19 protein-coding genes are annotated in these 20,245 nt (G+C 70.6%); 16 read left to right on the forward strand and 3 right to left on the reverse strand.

Features of this window, described 5'->3' with window-relative positions:
• Positions 1 to 2 precede the first annotated feature (2 nt).
• Positions 3 to 2,684: a bifunctional acetate--CoA ligase family protein/GNAT family N-acetyltransferase gene (locus ACFPLC_RS27610; protein WP_378202769.1), complete on the forward strand. Its 2,682-nt coding sequence runs from the start codon at positions 3 to 5 to the stop codon at positions 2,682 to 2,684.
• Between the two features lie 2 nt (positions 2,685 to 2,686).
• Complete coding sequence (locus ACFPLC_RS27615) at positions 2,687 to 3,820, forward strand: serine hydrolase domain-containing protein (RefSeq protein WP_378202766.1); 1,134 nt, start codon at positions 2,687 to 2,689, stop codon at positions 3,818 to 3,820.
• Between the two features lie 59 nt (positions 3,821 to 3,879).
• Here ACFPLC_RS27615 and ACFPLC_RS27620 read toward each other — a convergent pair whose 3' ends face one another.
• Positions 3,880 to 4,743, reverse strand: coding sequence for an IS5 family transposase (locus ACFPLC_RS27620; RefSeq protein WP_378235762.1), 864 nt, complete (start codon positions 4,741 to 4,743; stop codon positions 3,880 to 3,882).
• A gap of 188 nt (positions 4,744 to 4,931) precedes the next feature.
• Between ACFPLC_RS27620 and ACFPLC_RS27625 the strand changes: the two genes are divergently transcribed.
• Positions 4,932 to 6,188: an IS4 family transposase gene (locus ACFPLC_RS27625; RefSeq protein ID WP_378235794.1), complete on the forward strand. Its 1,257-nt coding sequence runs from the start codon at positions 4,932 to 4,934 to the stop codon at positions 6,186 to 6,188.
• A gap of 231 nt (positions 6,189 to 6,419) precedes the next feature.
• On the opposite strand, the gene ACFPLC_RS27630 is transcribed toward ACFPLC_RS27625, so the two are convergent.
• Positions 6,420 to 7,451 carry an acyl-CoA dehydrogenase family protein gene (locus tag ACFPLC_RS27630; RefSeq protein ID WP_378192773.1) on the reverse strand — a complete coding sequence of 344 codons (1,032 nt, stop codon included), beginning with the start codon at positions 7,449 to 7,451 and terminating at the stop codon, positions 6,420 to 6,422.
• Between the two features lie 8 nt (positions 7,452 to 7,459).
• Positions 7,460 to 8,623: an acyl-CoA dehydrogenase family protein gene (locus ACFPLC_RS27635; RefSeq protein ID WP_378192775.1), complete on the reverse strand. Its 1,164-nt coding sequence runs from the start codon at positions 8,621 to 8,623 to the stop codon at positions 7,460 to 7,462.
• 70 nt (positions 8,624 to 8,693) lie between these two features.
• Here ACFPLC_RS27635 and ACFPLC_RS27640 point away from each other — a divergent pair, with 70 nt between their 5' ends.
• From ACFPLC_RS27640 to ACFPLC_RS27700, 13 genes are all read left to right on the forward strand, one after another.
• Positions 8,694 to 8,885: a ferredoxin gene (locus ACFPLC_RS27640; RefSeq protein ID WP_378192777.1), complete on the forward strand. Its 192-nt coding sequence runs from the start codon at positions 8,694 to 8,696 to the stop codon at positions 8,883 to 8,885.
• Between the two features lie 82 nt (positions 8,886 to 8,967).
• On the forward strand, positions 8,968 to 9,825 hold the full coding sequence (locus ACFPLC_RS27645) for a 3-oxoacyl-ACP reductase (RefSeq protein ID WP_191314966.1): 858 nt from the start codon (positions 8,968 to 8,970) through the stop codon (positions 9,823 to 9,825).
• The gene (locus ACFPLC_RS27650; RefSeq protein WP_191314965.1) at positions 9,822 to 10,580 is read left to right on the forward strand and encodes a glucose 1-dehydrogenase; all 759 of its coding nucleotides are present in this window, start codon (positions 9,822 to 9,824) and stop codon (positions 10,578 to 10,580) included. The genes ACFPLC_RS27645 and ACFPLC_RS27650 overlap by 4 nt, the downstream gene beginning before the upstream one ends.
• 96 nt (positions 10,581 to 10,676) lie before the next feature.
• Positions 10,677 to 11,468 (forward strand): MlaE family ABC transporter permease, encoded by a 792-nt coding sequence (locus ACFPLC_RS27655; protein WP_373309163.1) that lies wholly within the window; start codon positions 10,677 to 10,679, stop codon positions 11,466 to 11,468.
• Positions 11,468 to 12,316 carry an MlaE family ABC transporter permease gene (locus ACFPLC_RS27660; protein WP_191314963.1) on the forward strand — a complete coding sequence of 283 codons (849 nt, stop codon included), beginning with the start codon at positions 11,468 to 11,470 and terminating at the stop codon, positions 12,314 to 12,316. The genes ACFPLC_RS27655 and ACFPLC_RS27660 overlap by 1 nt, the downstream gene beginning before the upstream one ends.
• Positions 12,313 to 13,635, forward strand: coding sequence for an MCE family protein (locus ACFPLC_RS27665; protein ID WP_378192780.1), 1,323 nt, complete (start codon positions 12,313 to 12,315; stop codon positions 13,633 to 13,635). The genes ACFPLC_RS27660 and ACFPLC_RS27665 overlap by 4 nt, the downstream gene beginning before the upstream one ends.
• Positions 13,632 to 14,669, forward strand: a complete 1,038-nt coding sequence (locus ACFPLC_RS27670; protein WP_378192782.1) for an MCE family protein — start codon at positions 13,632 to 13,634, stop codon at positions 14,667 to 14,669. Before ACFPLC_RS27665 ends, ACFPLC_RS27670 begins: the two co-directional genes overlap by 4 nt.
• Positions 14,666 to 15,697, forward strand: coding sequence for an MlaD family protein (locus ACFPLC_RS27675; RefSeq protein ID WP_378192784.1), 1,032 nt, complete (start codon positions 14,666 to 14,668; stop codon positions 15,695 to 15,697). The genes ACFPLC_RS27670 and ACFPLC_RS27675 overlap by 4 nt, the downstream gene beginning before the upstream one ends.
• Positions 15,694 to 16,887: an MCE family protein gene (locus ACFPLC_RS27680; protein ID WP_378192786.1), complete on the forward strand. Its 1,194-nt coding sequence runs from the start codon at positions 15,694 to 15,696 to the stop codon at positions 16,885 to 16,887. The genes ACFPLC_RS27675 and ACFPLC_RS27680 overlap by 4 nt, the downstream gene beginning before the upstream one ends.
• Positions 16,884 to 18,047, forward strand: a complete 1,164-nt coding sequence (locus ACFPLC_RS27685; protein ID WP_378192788.1) for an MCE family protein — start codon at positions 16,884 to 16,886, stop codon at positions 18,045 to 18,047. Before ACFPLC_RS27680 ends, ACFPLC_RS27685 begins: the two co-directional genes overlap by 4 nt.
• Complete coding sequence (locus ACFPLC_RS27690; RefSeq protein WP_378192789.1) at positions 18,044 to 19,276, forward strand: MCE family protein; 1,233 nt, start codon at positions 18,044 to 18,046, stop codon at positions 19,274 to 19,276. The genes ACFPLC_RS27685 and ACFPLC_RS27690 overlap by 4 nt, the downstream gene beginning before the upstream one ends.
• Complete coding sequence (locus ACFPLC_RS27695) at positions 19,273 to 19,761, forward strand: hypothetical protein (protein WP_378192791.1); 489 nt, start codon at positions 19,273 to 19,275, stop codon at positions 19,759 to 19,761. The genes ACFPLC_RS27690 and ACFPLC_RS27695 overlap by 4 nt, the downstream gene beginning before the upstream one ends.
• Complete coding sequence (locus ACFPLC_RS27700; RefSeq protein ID WP_378192793.1) at positions 19,758 to 20,240, forward strand: hypothetical protein; 483 nt, start codon at positions 19,758 to 19,760, stop codon at positions 20,238 to 20,240. Before ACFPLC_RS27695 ends, ACFPLC_RS27700 begins: the two co-directional genes overlap by 4 nt.
• Positions 20,241 to 20,245 lie beyond the last annotated feature (5 nt).

Below are 20,245 nucleotides of genomic sequence, written 5' to 3' on the forward strand. Positions count from 1 at the left end.
CCATGGCCGGACGGGATCCCTTCGACTACCCCCGCGACTGGGAGGCCGACGTCGTGCTGTCCGACGGCGGCACCGTCCACCTGCGCCCGGTCGTGCCCACCGACGCCGACGGCCTCGTCGCCTTCCACGCCAAGCTCTCCGAGCGCACCCGGTACTTCCGCTACTTCGGCGCGTACCCGCGGATCCCCGAAAAGGACCTGAAGCGCTTCTCGACCGTCGACCACCACGACCGGGTCGCGTTCGCCGCGTTCCTGGGCGACGACATCGTGGCCGTCGGGCGGTACGAGCGGCTCGACCACGGGCCGTCGGCGGAGGTCGCCTTCGTCGTCAGCGACGTCCACCAGGGCCGCGGGCTCGGCTCGATCCTCCTGGAACACCTCGCCGCGGCCGCGTCGGAGTGCGGGCTGCGCCGGTTCGTCGCCGAGGTGCTCGCCGAGAACGCCGCCATGGTGCGCGTGTTCCGCGACGCCGGCTACCAGGTCAGCCGCGAGTTCGAGGAAGGCGTGCTGCACCTGGAGTTCGACATCGACCCGACCGAGGAGTCCCTCGCCGTCGCGCGGTCCCGTGAGCAGGCGGCCGAGGCCCGCAGCGTGCACAACCTCCTGCACCCGAAGTCGGTCGCGGTGATCGGCGCGTCCACCGAACCGGGCAAGGTCGGCCACGTCGCCTTCGCGAACCTCCTGGTCGCCGCGTTCACCGGCACCGTCTACCCGGTCAACGCCGAGCACCGGTCGGTCCGCGGTGTCCGCGCGTACCCGTCGGTGCTGGACATCCCGGACCCGGTCGACCTGGCCGTCGTCGCGGTGCCCGCCGAGGCCGTCGAGTCCGTTTTGGACGCTTGCCTGGCGAAGGGCGTGAAGACGCTGCTGATCCTGTCCAGCGGGTTCGCCGAAGCCGGCCCGCACGGCCTGCACGCCGAGCTGCGGCTGGTCGGGGAGGCACGGGCGCACGGCATGCGCGTGGTGGGCCCGAACGCGCTCGGCGTGCTGAATACCGCGCCCGGCGTCCGGCTCAACGCCACCCTCGCGCCGCGCCTGCCCGGCCGCGGGCGCACCGGCTTCTTCTGCCAGTCCGGGGCGCTGGGCACCGCGATCCTCGCCGACGCCGAAGCGCGCGGCCTCGGCCTGTCGACGTTCGTCTCGGCCGGCAACCGCGCCGACGTCTCGGGCAACGACCTGCTCCAGTACTGGGAGACCGACCCGGACACCGACCTGGTGCTGCTGTACCTCGAGTCGTTCGGCAACCCGCGCAAGTTCGCGCGGCTGGCCCGCCGCCTCGCCCGGACGAAGCCGATCGTCGCGGTCAAGTCCGGGCGGCACGCGGTCCGGCCGCAGCTGGCGGCGACGTCGACGGAAATCGACGAGGCCAGCGTCCAGACGCTGTTCGAGCAGGCCGGCGTCGTGCGCGTGGAGTCGCTGGCGCAGCTGTTCGACACCGCGCTCGTGTTCGCCCACCAGCCGCTGCCCGCCGGTCCGCGGGTCGCCATCGTCGGCAACTCCAGCGCGATCGGGCTCCTGGCCGCCGACACCGCGCGGATGCAGGGCCTGCGGCTGGCGTCGGACCCGGTGGACGTCGGTCCGCAGGCCGGGCCGGAGGAGTTCGCCAAGGCGGTCCGCGAGGCCCTCACCTCGCCGGAGACCGACGCGCTCGTCGTCGTGTTCGCGCCGCCGATCGCCATCCCCGGCACCGCGTACGCGCGAGCGCTGCGGGAGACCGTCGTCGAACTGGGGGAGCGGAAGCCGATCGTCTCGACGTTCCTCGCCGCCGAGGGCGTCCCCGACGAACTCGCGGTCCTGTCCGGCGACGGCGTGCCGACGCGGGGATCCATCCCGTCGTACCCGAGCCCCGAACGCGCGGTGAACGCCCTCGCCCGGGTCGTGCGGTACGCGGCGTGGCGGCAACGCCCGCAGGGCACGCTGGTGCGGCCCGCGGGGATCCACACCGAGCAGGCGCAGGGCATCGTGCGCAAGCTCCTCGAGGCCGACAGCGGCAAGACGACCTTGCTTTCGGACGCCGAAGTCGTGCGGCTGCTGGACTGCTACGGCATCGACGTGGTGCCGTTCCGCATCGTGTCCACTGTGGACGAGGCGGTCGCGGCGGCGGGCGAGCTGGGCTACCCGGTGACGCTCAAGGCGGTCGACGAGCGGCTGCGCGGCCGCCCCGACCTGGCCGGCGTCCGGCTCGACCTGGCGTACGAAGACTCGGTGCGCCGGGCGTACGAGACGTTGCGCGAGGTCTCCGGGGACGACGAGGTGTACGTCCAGCGGATGGCGCCCAAGGGCCTGTCGTGCGTGATCGGCCTGCAGGACGACCCGTCGTTCGGCACGCTCGTCTCGTTCGGGCTGTCCGGGCTGGTCAGCACGCTGCTCGGCGACCGCGCGTACCGGGCCGTCCCGCTCACCGACGTCGACGCCGCGACGCTGCTGCGCGAACCCCGGACAGCGCCGCTGCTCACCGGCTACCGCGGCGACGAACCGGCCGACCTCGCCGCGCTGCAGGACATGGTGCTGCGCGTGGCCGCGCTGGCCGAGGACAACCCGGAGGTGCGGTCGCTGGTGCTGGACCCGATCCTGGCCTCGCCGGACGGCGCCTTCGTCGCCAACGCCCGCCTGGTGCTGGGCGCCCCGCCGTCCCGGCCGGACACCGGCCCGCGCCGGCTGCGCGCGATCAACCCGCAGGACTGACCATGGCTGCGCTGTCCAAGCTCCTGTCCCGGCACCTCGGCGACCTGCCGGGCGCGGTGGCCCTCGTGGCCCGCGGCGAGCAGGTCGAAGCCGCGGCCGCCGGCTCGGCCGACGCCGAGGGCACCGTGCCGATGGCGCGGGACTCGCTGTTCCGCGTCGCGTCCCTGACCAAGCCGATCACCGCCGCGGCCGTGCTCCTGCTCGTCGACGACGGTGAGCTCGCCCTGGACGACCCGATCGCGCGGTGGCTGCCGGAGCTGGCGTCTCCCGTGGTCGTCCGCACGCCGGACGGCCCGATCGACGACGTCGTGCCGGCCGCCCGCCCGATCACGGTGGCCGACCTGCTCACCTTCCGGTGCGGGTACGGCCTCGCCGGGGACATGACGCTGCCCGCGGTCGACCTGCTGCTGCAGGTGCTGGGCCACCCGGCGGCGTCCCCGCGGGCGCTGTCGCCGGACGAGTGGCTGGCCGCGCTGGCGCAGGTCCCGATGCTGTCCCAGCCGGGGCAGGCGTGGCTCTACGACACGGGCTCGGACCTCCAGGGCGTGCTGATCGCGCGGGTGGCCGGCCGTCCGCTGCCGGAGTTCCTGGCGGAGCGGCTGTTCGAGCCGCTCGGCATGGCCGACACCGGGTTCGCCGTGCCGACCGCGGCGCTCGGCCGGTTCACCAGCGCCTACCGCCGCGGCGAGGACGGGCTGCGGCTGATCGACTCGCCGGAGGGCCGGTGGAGCGCGCCGCCGTCGTTCCCGTCCGGGGCCGCGGGGCTGGTCTCGACGGCCGACGACCTCCTGGCGTTCGCGAGGTTCCTGCGCGATGAGGGCACGGCGGGCGGCCACCGCCTGCTGACGCCGGAGTCGGTGCACCGCATGACGACCGACCACCTGACCCCGGCCCAGCGAGCCGCGGCCCGGCCGTTCCTGCACGGCCAGGGCTGGGGCTACGGCGGCTCGGTGGACGTCGACGCGAAGGAACCGTGGGAGATCCCGGGCCGCTACGGCTGGGTCGGCGGCGCGGGCACGGCCCTGCACCTGGTCCCGGCGACGGGCACGGTCTCGGTGCTGTTGACCCAGGTCGAGCTGACCAGCCCCGAGCCCACCCCGCTCATGAAGGAGTTCTGGACCTACGCGGCCAGCTAGGCGGGGCGCGCGGCCGGTCGTGAGTGGTAAGGCGGGTTAGAGCCTGTCTTGGATCTTGGTTAGGTGGTCCTGGCCCGCTGTTTCTGGCGGGTCAGGCGCCTGGTCATGATAGTGATCATGGAGAGGTTGATGAAGGCTGCGGAGTGCTCGGGCAGGCGTTCGTAGTCGCGGACGTTGCGGCGGGCTTGGGTGATCCAGGAAAAGGTGCGTTCGACCACCCAGCGCCGGGGCAGGATGACGAAGGTTTTCTGACCGACGATTTTCTTGACGATGTCGAGTGTCATCCGCAGGGTTTTCCTGGCCCAGTCGACGAGGTCGGCGCTGGTGTAGCCGCCGTCGGCCCACACCCATCGCACGCCGCGGTGGGCGGCGTGCAGCGCGGGCAGCAGCAACCGGGCGGCAGTGCGGTCTTGCAGGTTGGCCGCGGTGACCAGCACGACCAGCAGCAATCCTTGGGTGTCGGTGGCGATGTGGCGTTTGCGGCCGTCGATCTTCTTCCCGCCGTCATAACCCCGGCCGGCGCGGGCGACGGTCTCGGCGGCCTTGACCGACTGGGAGTCGATCACCGCCGCGCTCGGGGCGGGATTGCGTCCCGCTTTCACCCGGATCCTCTCCCGCAGCCGGTCCCGGATCCGCTCGAACACCCCGGCCTTGGACCAGCGGGTGAAGAACCCATGCACCGTCTGCCACGGCGGGAAGTCCGGCGGCAACGCCCGCCATTTGATGCCGTTGTCGGTGACATAACGCAAGGCGTCGACGATCGCGCGGCGGGGATGTTTCTCCGGACGGCCACCTGCCGCGGTCTCGCACGCGGGCGTGGGCAGCAGCGACTCCAGCAGCGCCCACTCGGCATCGCTGGTGTCGGAGGGGTAGCGACGCGGACGACAGCCCGCTGACGTGGCCTTACCGGCGGCAGGGTACAAAGAAGACCGGGCCTCTGCTGGTCGTGATCATGATGTGGTGTCAAGATCATTAGCAGAGGCCCGACCCATACCCACAGACGGCATCAAAAACAGGCTCTTAGAACCCAATGCCGCTTAGCTTAAGTTGATGTTGTGCTGGTCGGTGTGGTGCTTCTGGCGGTGTCGGTTGGCTGGTTAGTGTCGCTGCCGTGAGCGGGATTGGTGGCGGGTGGGCGGACTCGATGTCGGTGGGGGTGCTGGCCACGGCGGTGCCACGAGACGCGGTGGACACTGCGATCGCGGTGACCCGCCGGGGCGCGAAGCGCTCCGGCGGGAAACTGCCCCCGCACGTGATGGTGTACTACGCGATGGCGCTGTCGTTGTTCGCCGACGACGATTACGAAGAGGTCATGACCCGCCTCGCCGGCACGCTGGCCTCGTGGGGATGCTGGGATCCGGGCTGGGACATTCCCACCACAGGCGGGATCACCCAGGCCCGCCAGCGGCTGGGCGCCGAGCCGCTGGCGGAGGTGTTCGACACGGTCGCGGTCCCGGTAGCCGATGAGCTGACCCAGGGCGCGTTTCTGGGGCCATGGCGGCTGATGAGCATCGACGGATTCGAGTGGGACGCCCCCGACACCGACGCCAACGTCGCCGAGTTCGGGTATTCCGGCGGCACCGGCGAGAAAGCATCCGCGTTTGCAAAGGTTCGGGTACTGACCATCGCCGAGTGCGCCTCCCACGCAGTCGTGGCCACCCGGATCGGCGGGCGCGGGACCGGCGGGAAGCGCCAGGGCGAACAGACCCTGGCCCGCCGGCTCTGGCCCGCACTGGCCGAGGACTGGCTGCTGATCGCCGATTCCGGTTTCTACAGCTACCAGGACTGGAGCAAGGCGGCCGCCACCGGCGCGGCCCTGCTCTGGCGGCTGCCCGCCACGGTGAAGACCCCGAAGCTGATGGATCTGGACGACGGATCCTACCTGTCGGTACTGATCAACAAGACCGTGCGCAGCACCACCCGCCGCGCCGAGATCCTGCAGACCGCCCGCGACGGCGGTGACCTCGACCCCGCCGAGGCGACCGTGGTGCGCGTGATCGAGTACACCGTGCCCGACCGCGGACCCGACCCGGACGAGGTGATCCGCGTGATCACCACCATCGGCGATCCCGCCGACGCCCCGGCCGAGATACTCGCCCAGGCCTACCACCAGCGCTGGGAGCACGAGACCGGCAACGACCAGCTCAAAACCCACCTCCGCGGCCCCGGCCGGGTCCTGCGATCGAAAAGCCCGGACATGATCCGCCAGGAAATCTACGGCTACCTGCTCACCCACTACGCCATCAGCACACTGATCTGCCGAGCCGCCACCGAAGCCGACATCGACCCCGACCGGGTCAAATTCCTGCGCACCGTCCGCCTCGTTCGCCGCCAGACCACCTCCGGCCCGGCGGCCTTTTCCCCCTAACCAGCAGACCAGAACACTCACCACCGCCATCACCACCCGCCGTCACCTCAACCCGCAACGCCGGCACAGAACCTACCCACGCGTGGTCAAACGAGCCCGCCACACCGCATACCGGATTAAGAAACCCACCGACACCGGCACCCACCACAACGGACCCGCCACCATCACCCTCACCACCGCCGCATGATCAACACAAGCTAAGTGGCATTGGGTTAGAACCCGCCTTACCACTCACGAGGGGGTTGGGCGGGCGAGGAGGTCGCCGAGGGTGCGGAGCTGGTGGGTGGCCGCGCCCAGCTGGAACTCCAGGCGTTTCGCCGCCGCGAAGTAGCGGTGCACCACGTGGTCGACGTCGATGCCCACGCCGCCGTGGACGTGGACCGCCGTGTGGGCCACGCGGTGGCCCGCCTCCGCGGCCCAGAACTTCGCCGTCGCCACCGCTTCGGAGGCGGCCGGGGCGTCCGACGAAAGCTGCCACGCCGCCTGCAGCGTCGTCAGGCGGACCGCCTCCACGTCCAGGTACGCGTCCGCGAGCCGCTGGCGGACGGCTTGGAACCCGCCGATCACGTGGTCGAACTGCTTCCGCTCGGCCGCGTACGCCGCCGTCAGCTCCAGCGCCCGCTCGACCACGCCGAGCTGCTGGGCGCACACCCCGGCCGTCCCGCGCAGGCGCAGCCACTCGCCGATGTCGCCCAGCGACACTCCCGGCGCGTCGGACAGTTCCAGAAGGCAGGCGTCCGCGTGGTCGACCGTCTGCTGCGGCCGCACCGAGACGCCCTCAGCCGCCGCGTCGACCAGGAAGACCTCGTCCGCGGCGGCGACCAGGAACCCGTGCGCGAAGGCCCCGAACGGCACGGCCGTCTGCGTGCCGGACACCCGGCCGCCCGAAGCCGTGAAACCGGACAGCGCCACCGCGAGGACCCGCTCGCCCCGCAGCACCGGCAGCACCCAGCGGTCCACCAGCTCCGGCGTGCCGAACCCGGCCAGCGCCGACGCCGCCATCGTGATCGACGGCAAGTAGGGGACCGCCGCCACCGCGCGGCCGATCTCGGTCAGCACCGCGCACTGCTCCAGCAGCCCGAACCCGCCGCCGCCCAGCGACGACGGCAGCGCCGCGTCCAGCACACCCGCCTGGCCGAGCGCTGTCCACGAGACCGTGTCGAAGCCGCCGGTGCCGTGGGGGTCGTGGGTGGCCTTGTCCGCGAGCAGCCGCCGGGTCAGCGCGGCGAGGTCGGCCGACGCTTCGGAAGGGGTGAAGTCCATGGTCGCTCCTAGCGCGTGACGGGCAGGCCGAGGGCGGTGGCGGCGATCATGTCCCGCTGGATCTCGTTGGTGCCGCCGCCGAAGGTGAGGATCAGCGCCGACCGGTGCAGCCGCTCGATCCGCCCGGCCAGCTGCGCGCCCGGCGAGCCTTCGCGGACGACGGCGGCCGCGCCGAGCACCTCCATCAGCAGCCGGTAGGCCTCGATCGCGAACTCCGTGCCGAACACCTTCGTCGCCGACGCCTCGGCCGGCCCGAGCTCGCTGGCCGCGGCCGCCCAGGCGATCCGCCAGTTCCGCAGCTTCAGGTACTCCGCGCCCGCGTGCACCCGCGCCAGGTGCAGCCGCACCCACTCCTGCTCGATGGCGCCGGTTTCCTTCGCCCACGCCAGGACGTCGGTCAACGCCTTGCGGATCGGCGCCGACGACGTCAGCGCGACGCGCTCGTGGTTGAGCTGGTTGGTGATCAGCGGCCAGCCCGCGTTCTCCTCGGCGACGCGCGCCGACACCGGCACGCGGACGCCGTCGTAGTAGGTCGCGCTGGTGCCGGCACCCGCGACCGTGTGCACCTTGGTCCACGAGAACCCGGGAGAAGACGTCGGCACGATGAGCATCGACAGCCCGCGGTGCTTCTTCGCCGAAGGATCGGTCCGGACCGCGAGCCAGACGTAGTCGGCGTACTCGATCAGGCTCGTCCACATCTTCTGGCCGGTGACGACGTACTCGTCGCCGTCGCGCTCGGCCCGCGTCCGCAGCGAGGCGAGGTCGGTGCCGGCCTCCGGCTCGGAGTAGCCGATCGAGAAGTGCAGCTCGCCGGCGGCGATCTTCGGCAGGTAGAACGCCTTCTGGTCTTCGGTGCCGTAGCGCATGATCGTCGGGCCCACGGTGTTCACCGTGAGGAACGGCACCGGCACCCCGGCGACGGCCGCTTCGTCGGTGAAGATCAGCTGGTCGAGCATCGACCGGCCCTGCCCGCCGTACTCGGGCGGCCAGCCCAGCGCGAGCCAGCCGTCCTTGCCCAGCTGCCGCACGATCTCCTTGTACGCCACGCCATCGCCGTACTCACCGCCGCCCGAGCGGAGGCCGGCCCGCCGTTCGGGCGTCATCAGCTCGGCGAAGTACTCCCGGAGTTCGGCCGCCAGGGCCTGCTGCTCCGGCGTGTAGTCGATCCGCACCCGTCACCTCGATCCGGCGTTACACTAGAACCCGTTCTAGTTGTACCAGGACTGACACGGCGGAGGAAGCATGGAGATCGGGGTCGACCGTTCGCTCTGCGAAGCGAACGCGGTGTGCGTGGGGTTCGCGCCGGACATCTTCGACCTGGACGACGACGAAGAACTGGTCATCCGGTCCGGCCCGGTGCCGGACGACCAGGTGGAACGCGTTTCCGATGCGATCAAAGGCTGTCCGAAGAACGCGCTGTTCACCACCGGTTAGCGGTGTTCACCTGGAGGCTTGCCCTAAACAAGAACAGATTCTACTGTAGGCCAGACCCAGGACTCGACGAGGAGGTTCCGCGGTGAGCCTGACCGGCAGGACAGCGATCGTCACCGGCGCGGCCGCGGGGCTGGGGCGGGCCGAAGCCCTCGCGCTCGCCGCCGGCGGCGCGACGGTGGTCGTCAACGACATCGGCGAGCCGAAGGACGTCGTCGCCGAGATCGAAGCGGCCGGCGGCAAGGCCGTCGCGGTGGCCGGCGACGTCGGCGAACGCGCGACGGCCGACGCGCTCACCGAGGCTGCGCTCGACCTCGGCGGGCTCGACATCGTGGTGAACAACGCGGGCGTGCTGCGCGACAAGATGCTCTTCTCGATGTCCGACGACGATTGGGACACCGTGCTGCGCGTCCACCTGCGCGGCCACTTTCTGTTGTCCCGCAACGCCGCGAAGCACTGGCGCGACCGGTCCAAAGCGGACGGCAAGCCGGTGTACGGGCGGCTGGTCAACACCGCGTCCGAGGCGTTCCTCATCGGCTCGCCCGGCCAGCCCAACTACGCCGCGGCGAAGGCGGGCATCACCGCGCTCACCATGTCGGCCGCTCGCGGCCTGGCCAAGTACGGCGTCCGCGCCAACGCGATCTGCCCGCGCGCGCGGACGGCGATGACCGAGGGCGTGTTCGGCGCCGCCCCTGCCGAAGGTGCCGATCCGCTCTCGGTCGAGCACGTCGCCCCCTTCGTCGCCTACCTCGCCTCCCCGGCGGCCGAGCACGTCAACGGCCAGGTGTTCGTCGTCCACGGCGGCACGGTCGCCCTGGTCGAGCCGCCGCGGATCGAGCACCGCTGGAAGCTCGACGAGCTCGAAACCTCGCTCAGCGCCTTTTTCGCCGACCGCGACCCCGGCCGGATGTTCGCGGCCACCGAGATCCTGGGAGAGTCATGAGGCTGGACGGGAAGATCGCCCTCATCACCGGTGCCGCCCGCGGGCAGGGCGAGGCCGCCGCCCGCGCGTTCGTCGCCGAGGGCGCCAAGGTGGTGATCGCCGACATCCTCGACGACGAGGGCAAGCAGCTGGCCGCCGAACTCGGCGAGCAGGCCGTCTACCAGCACCTCGACGTCGGCGACGAGGACGGCTGGGCCGCCGCGGTCGAGCGCGCCACCACCGAGTTCGGCGCCCCGAACGTGCTGGTCAACAACGCGGGGATCCTCCACTTTTCCGAACTCGGCAAGACGACGCTGGCCGACTACGAACGCGTCATCCGGGTGAACCAGATCGGGGCGTTTCTCGGGATGCGCTCGGTCGTTGAACCGATGACCGCCGCCGGCGGTGGCTCCATCGTCAACGTGTCCTCTGTGGAGGGTCTGGCCGGGATGCCCTACCTCGTCGCCTACACCGCGAGCAAGTTCGCGATCCGCGGGATGACCAAGGTCGCGGCGATGGAGCTCGGCAAGAAGCACATCCGCGTCAACTCGGTGCACCCCGGCGCGATCGACACGAAGATGGTCGAGACCGCGGCGGGCGGCCAGAAAGTCGACATGTCGTACGTCGGGAAGAAGGTCGCCCTGAAGCGGGTCGGCCAGCCCGAGGACATCGCCAAGCTGGTGTTGTTCCTGGCCAGCGACGAGAGCGCGTACTGCACGGGTGCCGAATTCGTCGCGGACGGCGGGGCGACGGCCACGCACGCCCTCAACTTCTGAAGGAGAACAGCCGAAGGGTTCAGTGAACACCGCTAACCAAAAGCGGGAACCGGGTGTGGAGAAGACTCGGAGGTCAACGGCGATCTACTGGGAGGTGTGGTGAGCGGAAGCAGCGGCACGCTCCCGGGAACCGCGGCCCTGACCCAGGTCGGCCGCCTGGCGACCCTCTCGTGGGAGGTCCTGCGCGCGATCTTCAAGCGCCCGTTCCAGGCCCGCGAGTGGATCCAGCAGTGCTGGTTCTTCGCCAGCGTCACGATCCTCCCGACGGCACTGGTCGCCATCCCGTTCGGCGCGGTGATCGCCCTGCAGCTCGGCTCGCTGACCGCGCAGATCGGCGCCCAGTCGTTCACCGGCGCGGCCAGCGCGCTGGCCATCGTGCAGCAGGCCAGCCCGCTGATCACCGCGCTGCTCGTCGCGGGCGCCGGCGGCAGCGCCGTCTGCGCGGACATCGGCGCCCGCAAGATCCGCGAAGAGATCGACGCCATGGAGGTCCTCGGCGTCAACCCGATCCAGCGGCTGATCGTGCCGCGGGTGCTCGCCGCGATGGTCGTTTCGGTGCTGCTGAACGGCTTGGTCAGCGTGGTCGGCGTGCTCGGCGGCTACTTCTTCAACGTCGTCCTGCAGGGCGGCACGCCGGGCGCGTACCTCGCCAGCTTCAACGCCCTCGCCCAGGTGCCGGATCTGTGGATCAGCGAGATCAAGGCGCTGCTGTACGGCTTCGTCGCCGGGGTGGTCGCCGCCTTCCGCGGGCTGAACCCGGCGGGCGGGCCGAAGGGCGTCGGTGACGCGGTCAACCAGGCCGTCGTCATCACGTTCCTGCTGCTGTTCCTGATCAACGTCGTGCTCACCGCGATCTACCTGCGGATCGTCCCGCCGAAGGCGATGTGATGACCGCCGAACCCCTGGACACGGACCGGACGCTCGAGTACATCGCGCGCCCGGGCCAGAGCCTGGAAGGGCTCGGCAAGCAGCTGGCGTTCGCGGCGAAGGCGCTCGCCTGGTCGCCGCGCACGATCCGCCGCTACAGCCGGGAAACCCTGCGGCTGCTCACCGAGGTCTGCTTCGGCACCGGCGGGCTCGCCGTCATCGGTGGCACGCTCGGCGTGATGATCGGGATGACGCTGTTCACCGGCCTCATCGTGGGCCTGCAGGGCTATTCCGCGCTCAACCAGCTCGGCACGGCCGCGCTCACCGGGTTCATCTCCGCCTACTTCAACACGCGCGAAGTCGCGCCGCTCTCGGCCGGGCTCGCGCTGTCCGCCACCGTCGGCTGCGGCTTCACCGCCCAGCTCGGCGCCATGCGGATCTCCGAGGAGATCGACGCCCTGGAAGTCATGGGTGTGCCGAGCATGCCGTACCTGGTGACGACCCGGGTCCTCGCCGGCGTCGCCGCGGTGATCCCGCTGTACGCGGTCGGCCTGCTGTCGAGCTACCTGGCGTCCCGGCAGATCACCATCTGGCTCTACGGCCAGTCCGCGGGCACCTACGACCACTACTTCACGCTCTTCCTGCCGCCCGGCGACGTCCTGTGGTCGTTCGGGAAGGTGATCGTCTTCAGCGTGCTCGTGATCCTGTCCCATTGCTACTACGGCTTCCACGCCAGCGGCGGCCCGGCCGGCGTCGGCGTCGCCGTGGGCCGCGCGGTGCGGACGTCGATCGTGCTGATCTCGGTGCTGGACTTCTTCCTGTCGCTGGCCATCTGGGGCGCGAACACCACGGTGAGGATCTCGGGATGAGGCGCGAGCTCTGGCAGCGGCTCCGGTACCAGGTGCTGGGGCTCGTCTTCCTGGTCGTCGCCGCCCTGTTCATCGCGCTCACCCTGGCCGTCTACCACAAGGCGTTCACCCCGGTGACGCTCGTGAAGCTGGAGACCGACCGCGTCGGCAGCCAGCTGCGCACCGGCGGCGACGTCAAGGTCCGCGGCATGCTCGTCGGCGAGGTCCGGTCGGTGCTGGCGAAGGGCGACCACGCCGAGCTGGAACTCGCGCTCGACCCGGACAAGACGAACGTCATCCCGAAGAACGTCTCCGCGCGGCTGCTGCCGAAGACGCTCTTCGGCGAGCGGTACGTCGCCCTGCAGCTGCCCGAGAAGGCGCAGCGCCCGATCGAAGCCGGTGACGTCATCCCGCAGGACCGCAGCAGCGCGGCGATCGAACTGCAGAAGGTCCTCGACGACGTGATGCCGCTGCTGCAGGCGGTCCAGCCGGAGAAGCTGTCGAGCACGCTGACCGCGGTGGCGACCGCGCTCGACGGCCGCGGCAAGCAGCTCGGCGAGACCCTGGCCGGGCTGTCGGACTACCTCGGCAAGCTGAACCCGTCGCTGCCGGACGTCAAAGCCGACATCACCGGCCTCGCGAACGTGGCGAACACCTACGACAAGGCCGCGCCGGACCTGTTGCAGGCGCTGTCCGACCTGACCACGACGAGCCGGACGATCGTCGACCAGCGCGCGCAGCTGAGCGACCTCTACGCCACGGTCACCGCGGCTTCGGTGGATCTCACGAGCTTCCTGCAGGTCAACAAGGACAACCTGATCCGGCTCACCACGGCCGTCCAGCCGACCCTGGACGTCCTCGCCAAGTACGCGCCCGAGTACCCGTGCCTGCTGCGGCAGCTCGCCGAGTCGGTGCCGCGGGCGGAACTGGCGTTCGGCAAGGGCACCGCGCACCCCGAGGTCAGCCGGGTCACCATCGAGTTCGCCGCCAGCCGAGGCAAGTACCTCCCCGGCGTCGACGAGCCGAAGTACGACGACAAGCGCGGCCCGCGCTGCTACCCGCAGGTGCCGAAGCCCGGCGTGTGGCCGCAGTACCCGCCGGACGGCGCGATCAAGGACGGCTCCAGCAAGCCCCCGCCGCCGAAGTACCCGCCCGAGACGCTGCCGGCCGGGGGTGGCGCGGTCGGCGGCGACGGCACGATCGTCGGCTCGGCGTACGAAACCGACCTCATCGAAGTGCTCGCCTCGCCCGCGCTCGGCACCTCGCCGGGGGACGTGCCCGGCTGGGCGGGCCTGCTCGTCGGGCCGCTCTACCGCGGGGCGGAGGTGGAGCTGAAGTGAGGAGTTTCGTCCCGTCGCTCATCAAGCTGGGGATCTTCGCGGTGGTCACCGTGCTGCTCACCGGGATCCTGGCGGCCACGATCGCGAACACGAACTTCGGTGAGACGTCCGGTTACCTGGCGAAGTTCACCGACGCGTCCGGGTTGAAGGAAGGCGACGACGTCCGCATCGCCGGGGTCAAGGTCGGCCAGGTCGACTCGATCGCGGTGGTCGAGGGCGAGCGGAACCTCGCCGAGGTCCGGTTCGACGTCGAACACGCCTACCGGCTGCCGGAGACGGTGACCGCGACGATCAAGTACCGCAACCTGGTCGGGCAGCGCTACCTCGCGCTCGGCACGGACGTCCCCGGCGACAAGGCCCTGCCCGAGGGCGGCACGATCCCGCCGGAGCGCACGAAACCCGCGCTCAACCTCACCGTGCTGTTCAACGGCTTCAAGCCGTTGTTCAAGGCGCTGAGCCCGAAGGACGTCAACCAGCTCTCGGCCGAGATCATCAGCGTCTTCCAGGGCGAGGGCGGCACGATCACCAGCCTGCTGCGGCACACCGCGTCGCTGACGTCGGCGATCGCGAGCAAGGACCAGGTGATCGGCCAGGTCATCGCCAACCTCAACACGGTGCTCGGCACGGTCAACGCGCGCGGCCCCCAGCTCGGCGACCTGATCGAGCAGACCCAAAAGCTGGTCAGCGGGCTGGCCGAGCAGCGCAGGCCGATCGGCGACGCGGTCAGCGCGCTCGGCGACCTCGCCGTGTCGACCACCGGGCTCCTGGCCGACGCCCGCCCGGCGCTCAAGGACGACGTCGCCCAGCTCGGTGTGCTCTCGCAGAACCTCGGCGACTCCGGCGAGCTGCTCAACCACCTCCTCGAGGTGCTGCCGGGCAACCTGCAGAAGTTCACCCGGACGCTGTCCTACGGCAGCTGGTTCAACTACTACCTGTGCGGGATCACCGGCACCATCGGCATTTCCTCGCTCGACATCACGCTGCCGATCATCCCGATCCCCGGCACCCAGCGCGCGGAGAGGTGTGGTCCGTGAAGCCGCTGAAGGAACGCAACCAGGCCGCGGTGGGCGCGGTCGCGCTCGTGCTGATCGTGCTCGTCACGGCCACGACGTACTTTTCCGACCAGCTCCCGTTCTTCGGCAACGGCACGACGTACTCGGCGTACTTCGGCGAGTCCGCCGGGCTGGCGCCGGACAACGAGGTCGAGGTCGCCGGCGTCAAGGTCGGCACGGTGTCGTCGGTGAAGCTGGCGGGCAAGCAGGTGCTGGTCAAGTTCCGGGTGAAGGACGTCCGGGTCGGCGACGCGACGACCGCGTCCATCGAGATCAAGACGCTGCTGGGGGAGAAGTACCTCGCCCTCGACCCGAAGGGCAGCGGCGCGCAGGAGCCCAACGACACGATCCCGCAGGCCCGCACCCGCACGCCGTTCCAGCTGCAGGACGCCTTCGAACAGCTGTCGACGACGGTCGGCGACATCGACACGAAACAGCTCGCGGACAGCTTCAACGCCCTCTCGGACAGCCTCAAGGACAGCCCGCAGTACCTGAAGGACACGCTGACCGGCCTGTCGTCGCTCGCGAAAACGGTGTCCTCCCGTGACGCCGACCTGCACACGCTGCTGGCCAACACGAGCCAGGTCTCGAAGACGCTGTCCGACCGCAACGCCCAGCTGCAGCGCGTGATCAGCGACGGCAACCTGCTGCTCACCGAGCTGCAGAACCGCAAGCAGGCCATCAGCGCCCTGCTCACCGGCACCCAGCAGCTGTCGCAGCAGCTGACCGGGCTGGTCCAGGACAACCGCGCCCAGCTCAAGCCGACGCTGGAGAAGCTCGGGAAGGTGACCGACATCCTGCAGCGCAACCAGGGCAACCTCGACCAGAGCCTGCAGCTGATGGCGCCGTTCGCCCGCGTCGGCGCGAACGCCACCGGCAACGGCCGCTGGTTCGAGGGCTACCTGTGCGGGCTGCTGCCGCCGACGATCACCGTGGGCGGGCTGCACATCAACCCCGAAGGCTGCACCCCGCCGATCGCGGCGCCGAACCAGGGGGTGGGCCGCCGATGACCATCCACACCGCCCGCGGCCGCAGCCTGGTGACCTGGCTGGCCTTCGCGTGCGTCCTCGCGCTGATCGTCACGGCCGGGCTGTACCTGGTGTTCCGGTCGTCGAACGGCACCCAGCTGTCCGCGTACTTCGGCAAGACCGTCGGGCTGTACGCGGGTTCGTCGGTGCGGGTGCTCGGCGTGCCGGTCGGCGAGGTCACCGGCGTCACGCCCGAGGGTGACGCCGTCCGTGTCGACATGCGGGTCGACGAGGTGGCGCTGCCGGCCGACGTCGGCGCGGTCGTGGTCGCGCCGAGCCTGGTCAGCGACCGGTACGTCCAGCTCACCCCGGCCTACGACAGCGGTCCCGTGCTCGCTTCGGGGACGGTGCTCGCGAAGGACCGCACGGCCACGCCGGTGGAACTGGACGACCTGTACTCCAGCCTGGACAAGCTGTCGACGGCACTGGGCCCGAACGGGGCCAACAAGGACGGCGCGCTGTCCGGCGTCCTCGACACCGCGGCAAACACGCTCAAGGGCAACGGCACCTCGCTGAACTCGACGGTCGGGCAGCTGGCCGAGCTGGCGAAGACGCTCGACGGCTCGAAGGACGACCTGTTCTCGACCGTGCAGAACCTCAACTCCTTCACCGGCGCACTGGCCCAGAGCGACCAGCAGCTCAACGAGTTCTACGGCCGCGTCGCCGACGTCAGCCGGTTCCTCGCCGCGGACTCCGGCGAAGTGGGCGCCGCGCTGCAGTCCCTCGGCGGGGCACTCGGCGACGTCCAGCAGTTCGTCAACGACAACAAGACGGCCTTGGAATCCAATGTGGACAAGCTGGCGTCGCTGTCGAAGGTGCTGGTCGACCAGCGCGCCGCGCTCGCCGAGGTGCTCGACATCGCGCCGACCGGCGCCACCAACTTCATCAACTCCTACGACGCGGCCTCGGGCACCATCGCCGTCCGCGACAACCTCAACGAGCTGACCAACCCGCCGATCCTCACCGTGTGCCGCCTGATCAGCTCGGTCACGCCGAAGGAAATCCCCGACACCCTGGGGAACATCTGCAAGCAACTCGCGCCGGTCCTAGACGGCGTCCTGAAGCTGCCGACCATCCCGCAGGTGCTCAACTCGCTCCAGAACGGGACGCTGCCGCCGTTGCCGCTCCCGCTCGTCGACGTGATGGAACAGCTGTCCGGCGGTGCGAAGTGAAGGGGCGCCGTCGGATCGCGGGAGCACTCGCCGGGGTGCTCGTGCTCGCCGGGTGCAGCGACGGCGGCTTCAACGGCCTCTACGGCACGCCGCTGCCGGGCGGGGCCGACGTCGGCGACCACCCGTACCACGTCACCGCCGTTTTCACCGACGTGCTGGACCTGGTGCCGCAGTCGAGCGTCAAGGTCAACGACGTCGCGGTCGGGCGCGTCGACAAGATCACGCTGACCCCGGACACACGGTCGGCGCTGGTGGCGATGACCGTCAACGGCGACATCGCCCTGCCCGCCAACGCCCACGCCGAGCTGAAGCAGTCTTCGCTGCTGGGCGAGAAGTTCGTCGAGCTGAGCGTGCCCACCGCCGAACCCGCGTCGGGGAAGCTCGCCGACGGCGGGCAGATCCCGCTCGGGCGTACCAACCGCAACCCCGAGGTCGAGGAGGTGCTCGGCGCGCTTTCGCTGCTGCTCAACGGCGGTGGCGTCGAGCAGATCCAGAAGATCAGCCACGAACTCAACGACGCGCTGTCCGGGAACGAGCCGGAGATCCGCGCGCTGCTGTCCCGGGTGGACGAACTGGCCACCCAGCTCGACGGGCACAAGACCGAGATCCTGCGCGCGATCGACGGCCTCGCGAAGCTGTCGCACACCTTGACCGGCCAGACGCAGAACCTGACCGACGCGCTCGACAACCTCGCGCCGGGCCTGAAGGTCGTCACGGACCAGCGCGACCAGCTCGTGGGCATGCTGAACGCGCTGAACACGTTGTCCGGCGTCGCGGTGGACACCGTGACGAAGAGCCGCGACCAGCTCGTCGCGAACCTCAAGGCGCTGCAGCCGACGCTGGCCAAGCTCGGCGAGGCGGGCCAGAACCTGCCGAACGCGTTGCAGATCCTGCTGACCTACCCGTTCCCGGACTACGCGGGCAACGTGATCAAGGGCGACTACGCGAACGTCGAGGCGAACGTGAACCTCGACCTGGACGTGCTCATCTCGAACTTCACGAACTCGTCGCAGCCGCCGATCGCGCTGCCTTCCGGGATCGGCGGTCAGCCTTCCGCGGTCGCGCCGCCGTTGCCGCTGCCGGACCTGGGCTCGGTTCCGCCGGCCGCCGGGCCGAACCTGCTGGGCGGGCTGCTCGGCCTGATCGGGGGCGGCCGGTGACCCGCAAGATCCGGATCCAGCTGTTCGCGTTCGTCGTCATCGCGGTGGTTTCGGTCGTCTACGCCGGCGGCCGGTACGCCGGGCTGGACCGGCTGTTCGGCCACCGCGGTTACGTCGTCACCGCGCAGCTGACCGACTCCGGCGGGATCTTCGTCAACTCCGAAGTCGCCTATCGCGGGGTGACGGTCGGGCGGGTGACGTCGATGACGCTCACCGAGCACGGCGTCGACGTCGCCCTCGACATCGACGCGGGCGCACCGGACATCCCGGCCGACGCGCACGCTCAGGTGGCGAACCGGTCGGCGGTGGGCGAGCAGTTCGTCGACCTGCTCCCGCAGCACAACGGCGGCCCGTTCCTGAAGGACGGCTCGGTGATCACGGCGGACCGGACGTCGCTGCCGCCGTCACCGGACACCGTGCTCACCCACCTCGACGACCTCGTGGCGAGCGTGCACCCGGAGTCGCTGCGGACGGTCGTCGACGAGACGTACAACGCGTTCGCGGGCGCGGGGCCGGAACTGCAGCAGCTGCTGGACAGCACGGGCTCGCTGACGGCAGTGGCCGCGCAGTACGTCCCGCAGACGCAGGGGCTGCTGGCGAACTCGCGGATCGTGCTCGGCACCCAGGAACGGCAGGCGGCGAACATCACCGACTTCGCCTCGGGGCTGCGGACCATCGCGGGTCAGCTCAAGAAGTCGGATCCCGATCTGCGGCGGGTGATCGCGCAGGCGCCGCAGCTGAGCCGGCAGATCAGCGACGTGCTGGCGGCGTCCGGGACCGATCTGGGCGTGCTGTTCGCCAACCTGCTGACCACGGCGCAGATCACGACGTCCCGGAAGGACTCGATCGAGGAACTCTTGGTCGCGTACCCGATCATTTCGGCGTTTTCGCCGTCGACGTCCCCGGACGGCACCGGTCACCTGGGCGTGGTGTTCAACTTCTTCGACCCGGCTTCGTGCACGAAGGGGTACGAAGGGACGAAGCAGCGTCCGGCGAACGATGAGACCGAAGCACCGGTGAACATGAACGCCTACTGCGCCGAGCCGCCGGGCAGCCCGACCGGGGTGCGCGGGGCGCAGAACGCGCCTTACGCGGGGAAGCCGCCCGCGATCCCGGCCGCGCCTCAGCAGCAGGCGGCTGCTTCTTCGCCCGCGCAGCTGCCGGGGGTGCTGAGCCTGCTGACCGGCCCGTCTTCGGGTGGGCTGGCCCGGTTGCTGGGCGCGCCGTGAAGCTGCGTCTCCTGGTGGTCCTGGCCGTCTTGTCGGTGCTGGCGGCCGCGTTCTCGGGCTGGTCCTGGTGGCGTGCGGCAGCCGACGACTCCTTCGCCCGCGGCCGCGAGCGTGACGCGGTCCTAGCCGCGGCGGGGCCTGGACTGGTCACGCTGAACACGATCGACTACCGCACGGCGGCGGCGGACGTGGACCGCTGGATCGCGGCCACGACGGGGCAGTACGCCAAGGACCTGTCCGGCGACCGCCAGCTGCAGATCGACCGCGCGACGACGGCCCGCACGGTGTCCTCGGCGTCGCTGGTCCAGGCGGCGGTGACGGAGATCGATCCCGCTCGCGGGGTGGCGCGTCTCCTGGCGGTCCTGGACGTCCGGGTTTCCACGGGCGGCGGGGCCGTTTCCCCGCGGCTCAACCGCCTGACGGTGGACGTGTCCCGCGCCCCGGACGGCTGGAAGATCAGCGGCGTCCAGGCGGCGGGCTCATGACCCGGGCGTTGATCCTGGTGGTGGCACTGGCCCTGGGCTGCACGGCCTGGTTCGGCATCGAAGCGGCCTCGCTGTCCCCGGGCGACAATGCGGCTTTGGTGGACGTCTCGGCCACTTCGGACGTTTCATCTCAGGTGAGCGACGCGGTGAAGGCGGTGTTTTCGTACGACTACGCGAACCTGGCCCGCACGGAGCGGGCGGCGTCGGAGGTCCTGACGGGGGACGCGGTCCGCCAGTACCAGACCCAGTTCGCTTCGGCCCGCCCCCGCGCGACGGCGGAGAAGCTCATCCGGACGACGACGGTCCGGGCGATCGGGGTGCGGTCGTTGCGGGGTGACTCGGCGGATCTGCTGTTGTTCCTGGACCAGCAGACGGTGGCCCAGGGCGGGGGAGCGCCGACGTCGTCGGTGGCCCAGCTGGCGGTGACGGCGAAGCGCGTGGACGGCCGCTGGAAACTGGCGACGCTGACGGCGCTCTGATCCCT

The organism is Amycolatopsis plumensis (assembly GCF_042652605.1).
Classification (GTDB): Bacteria; Actinomycetota; Actinomycetes; order Mycobacteriales; family Pseudonocardiaceae; genus Amycolatopsis; species Amycolatopsis plumensis.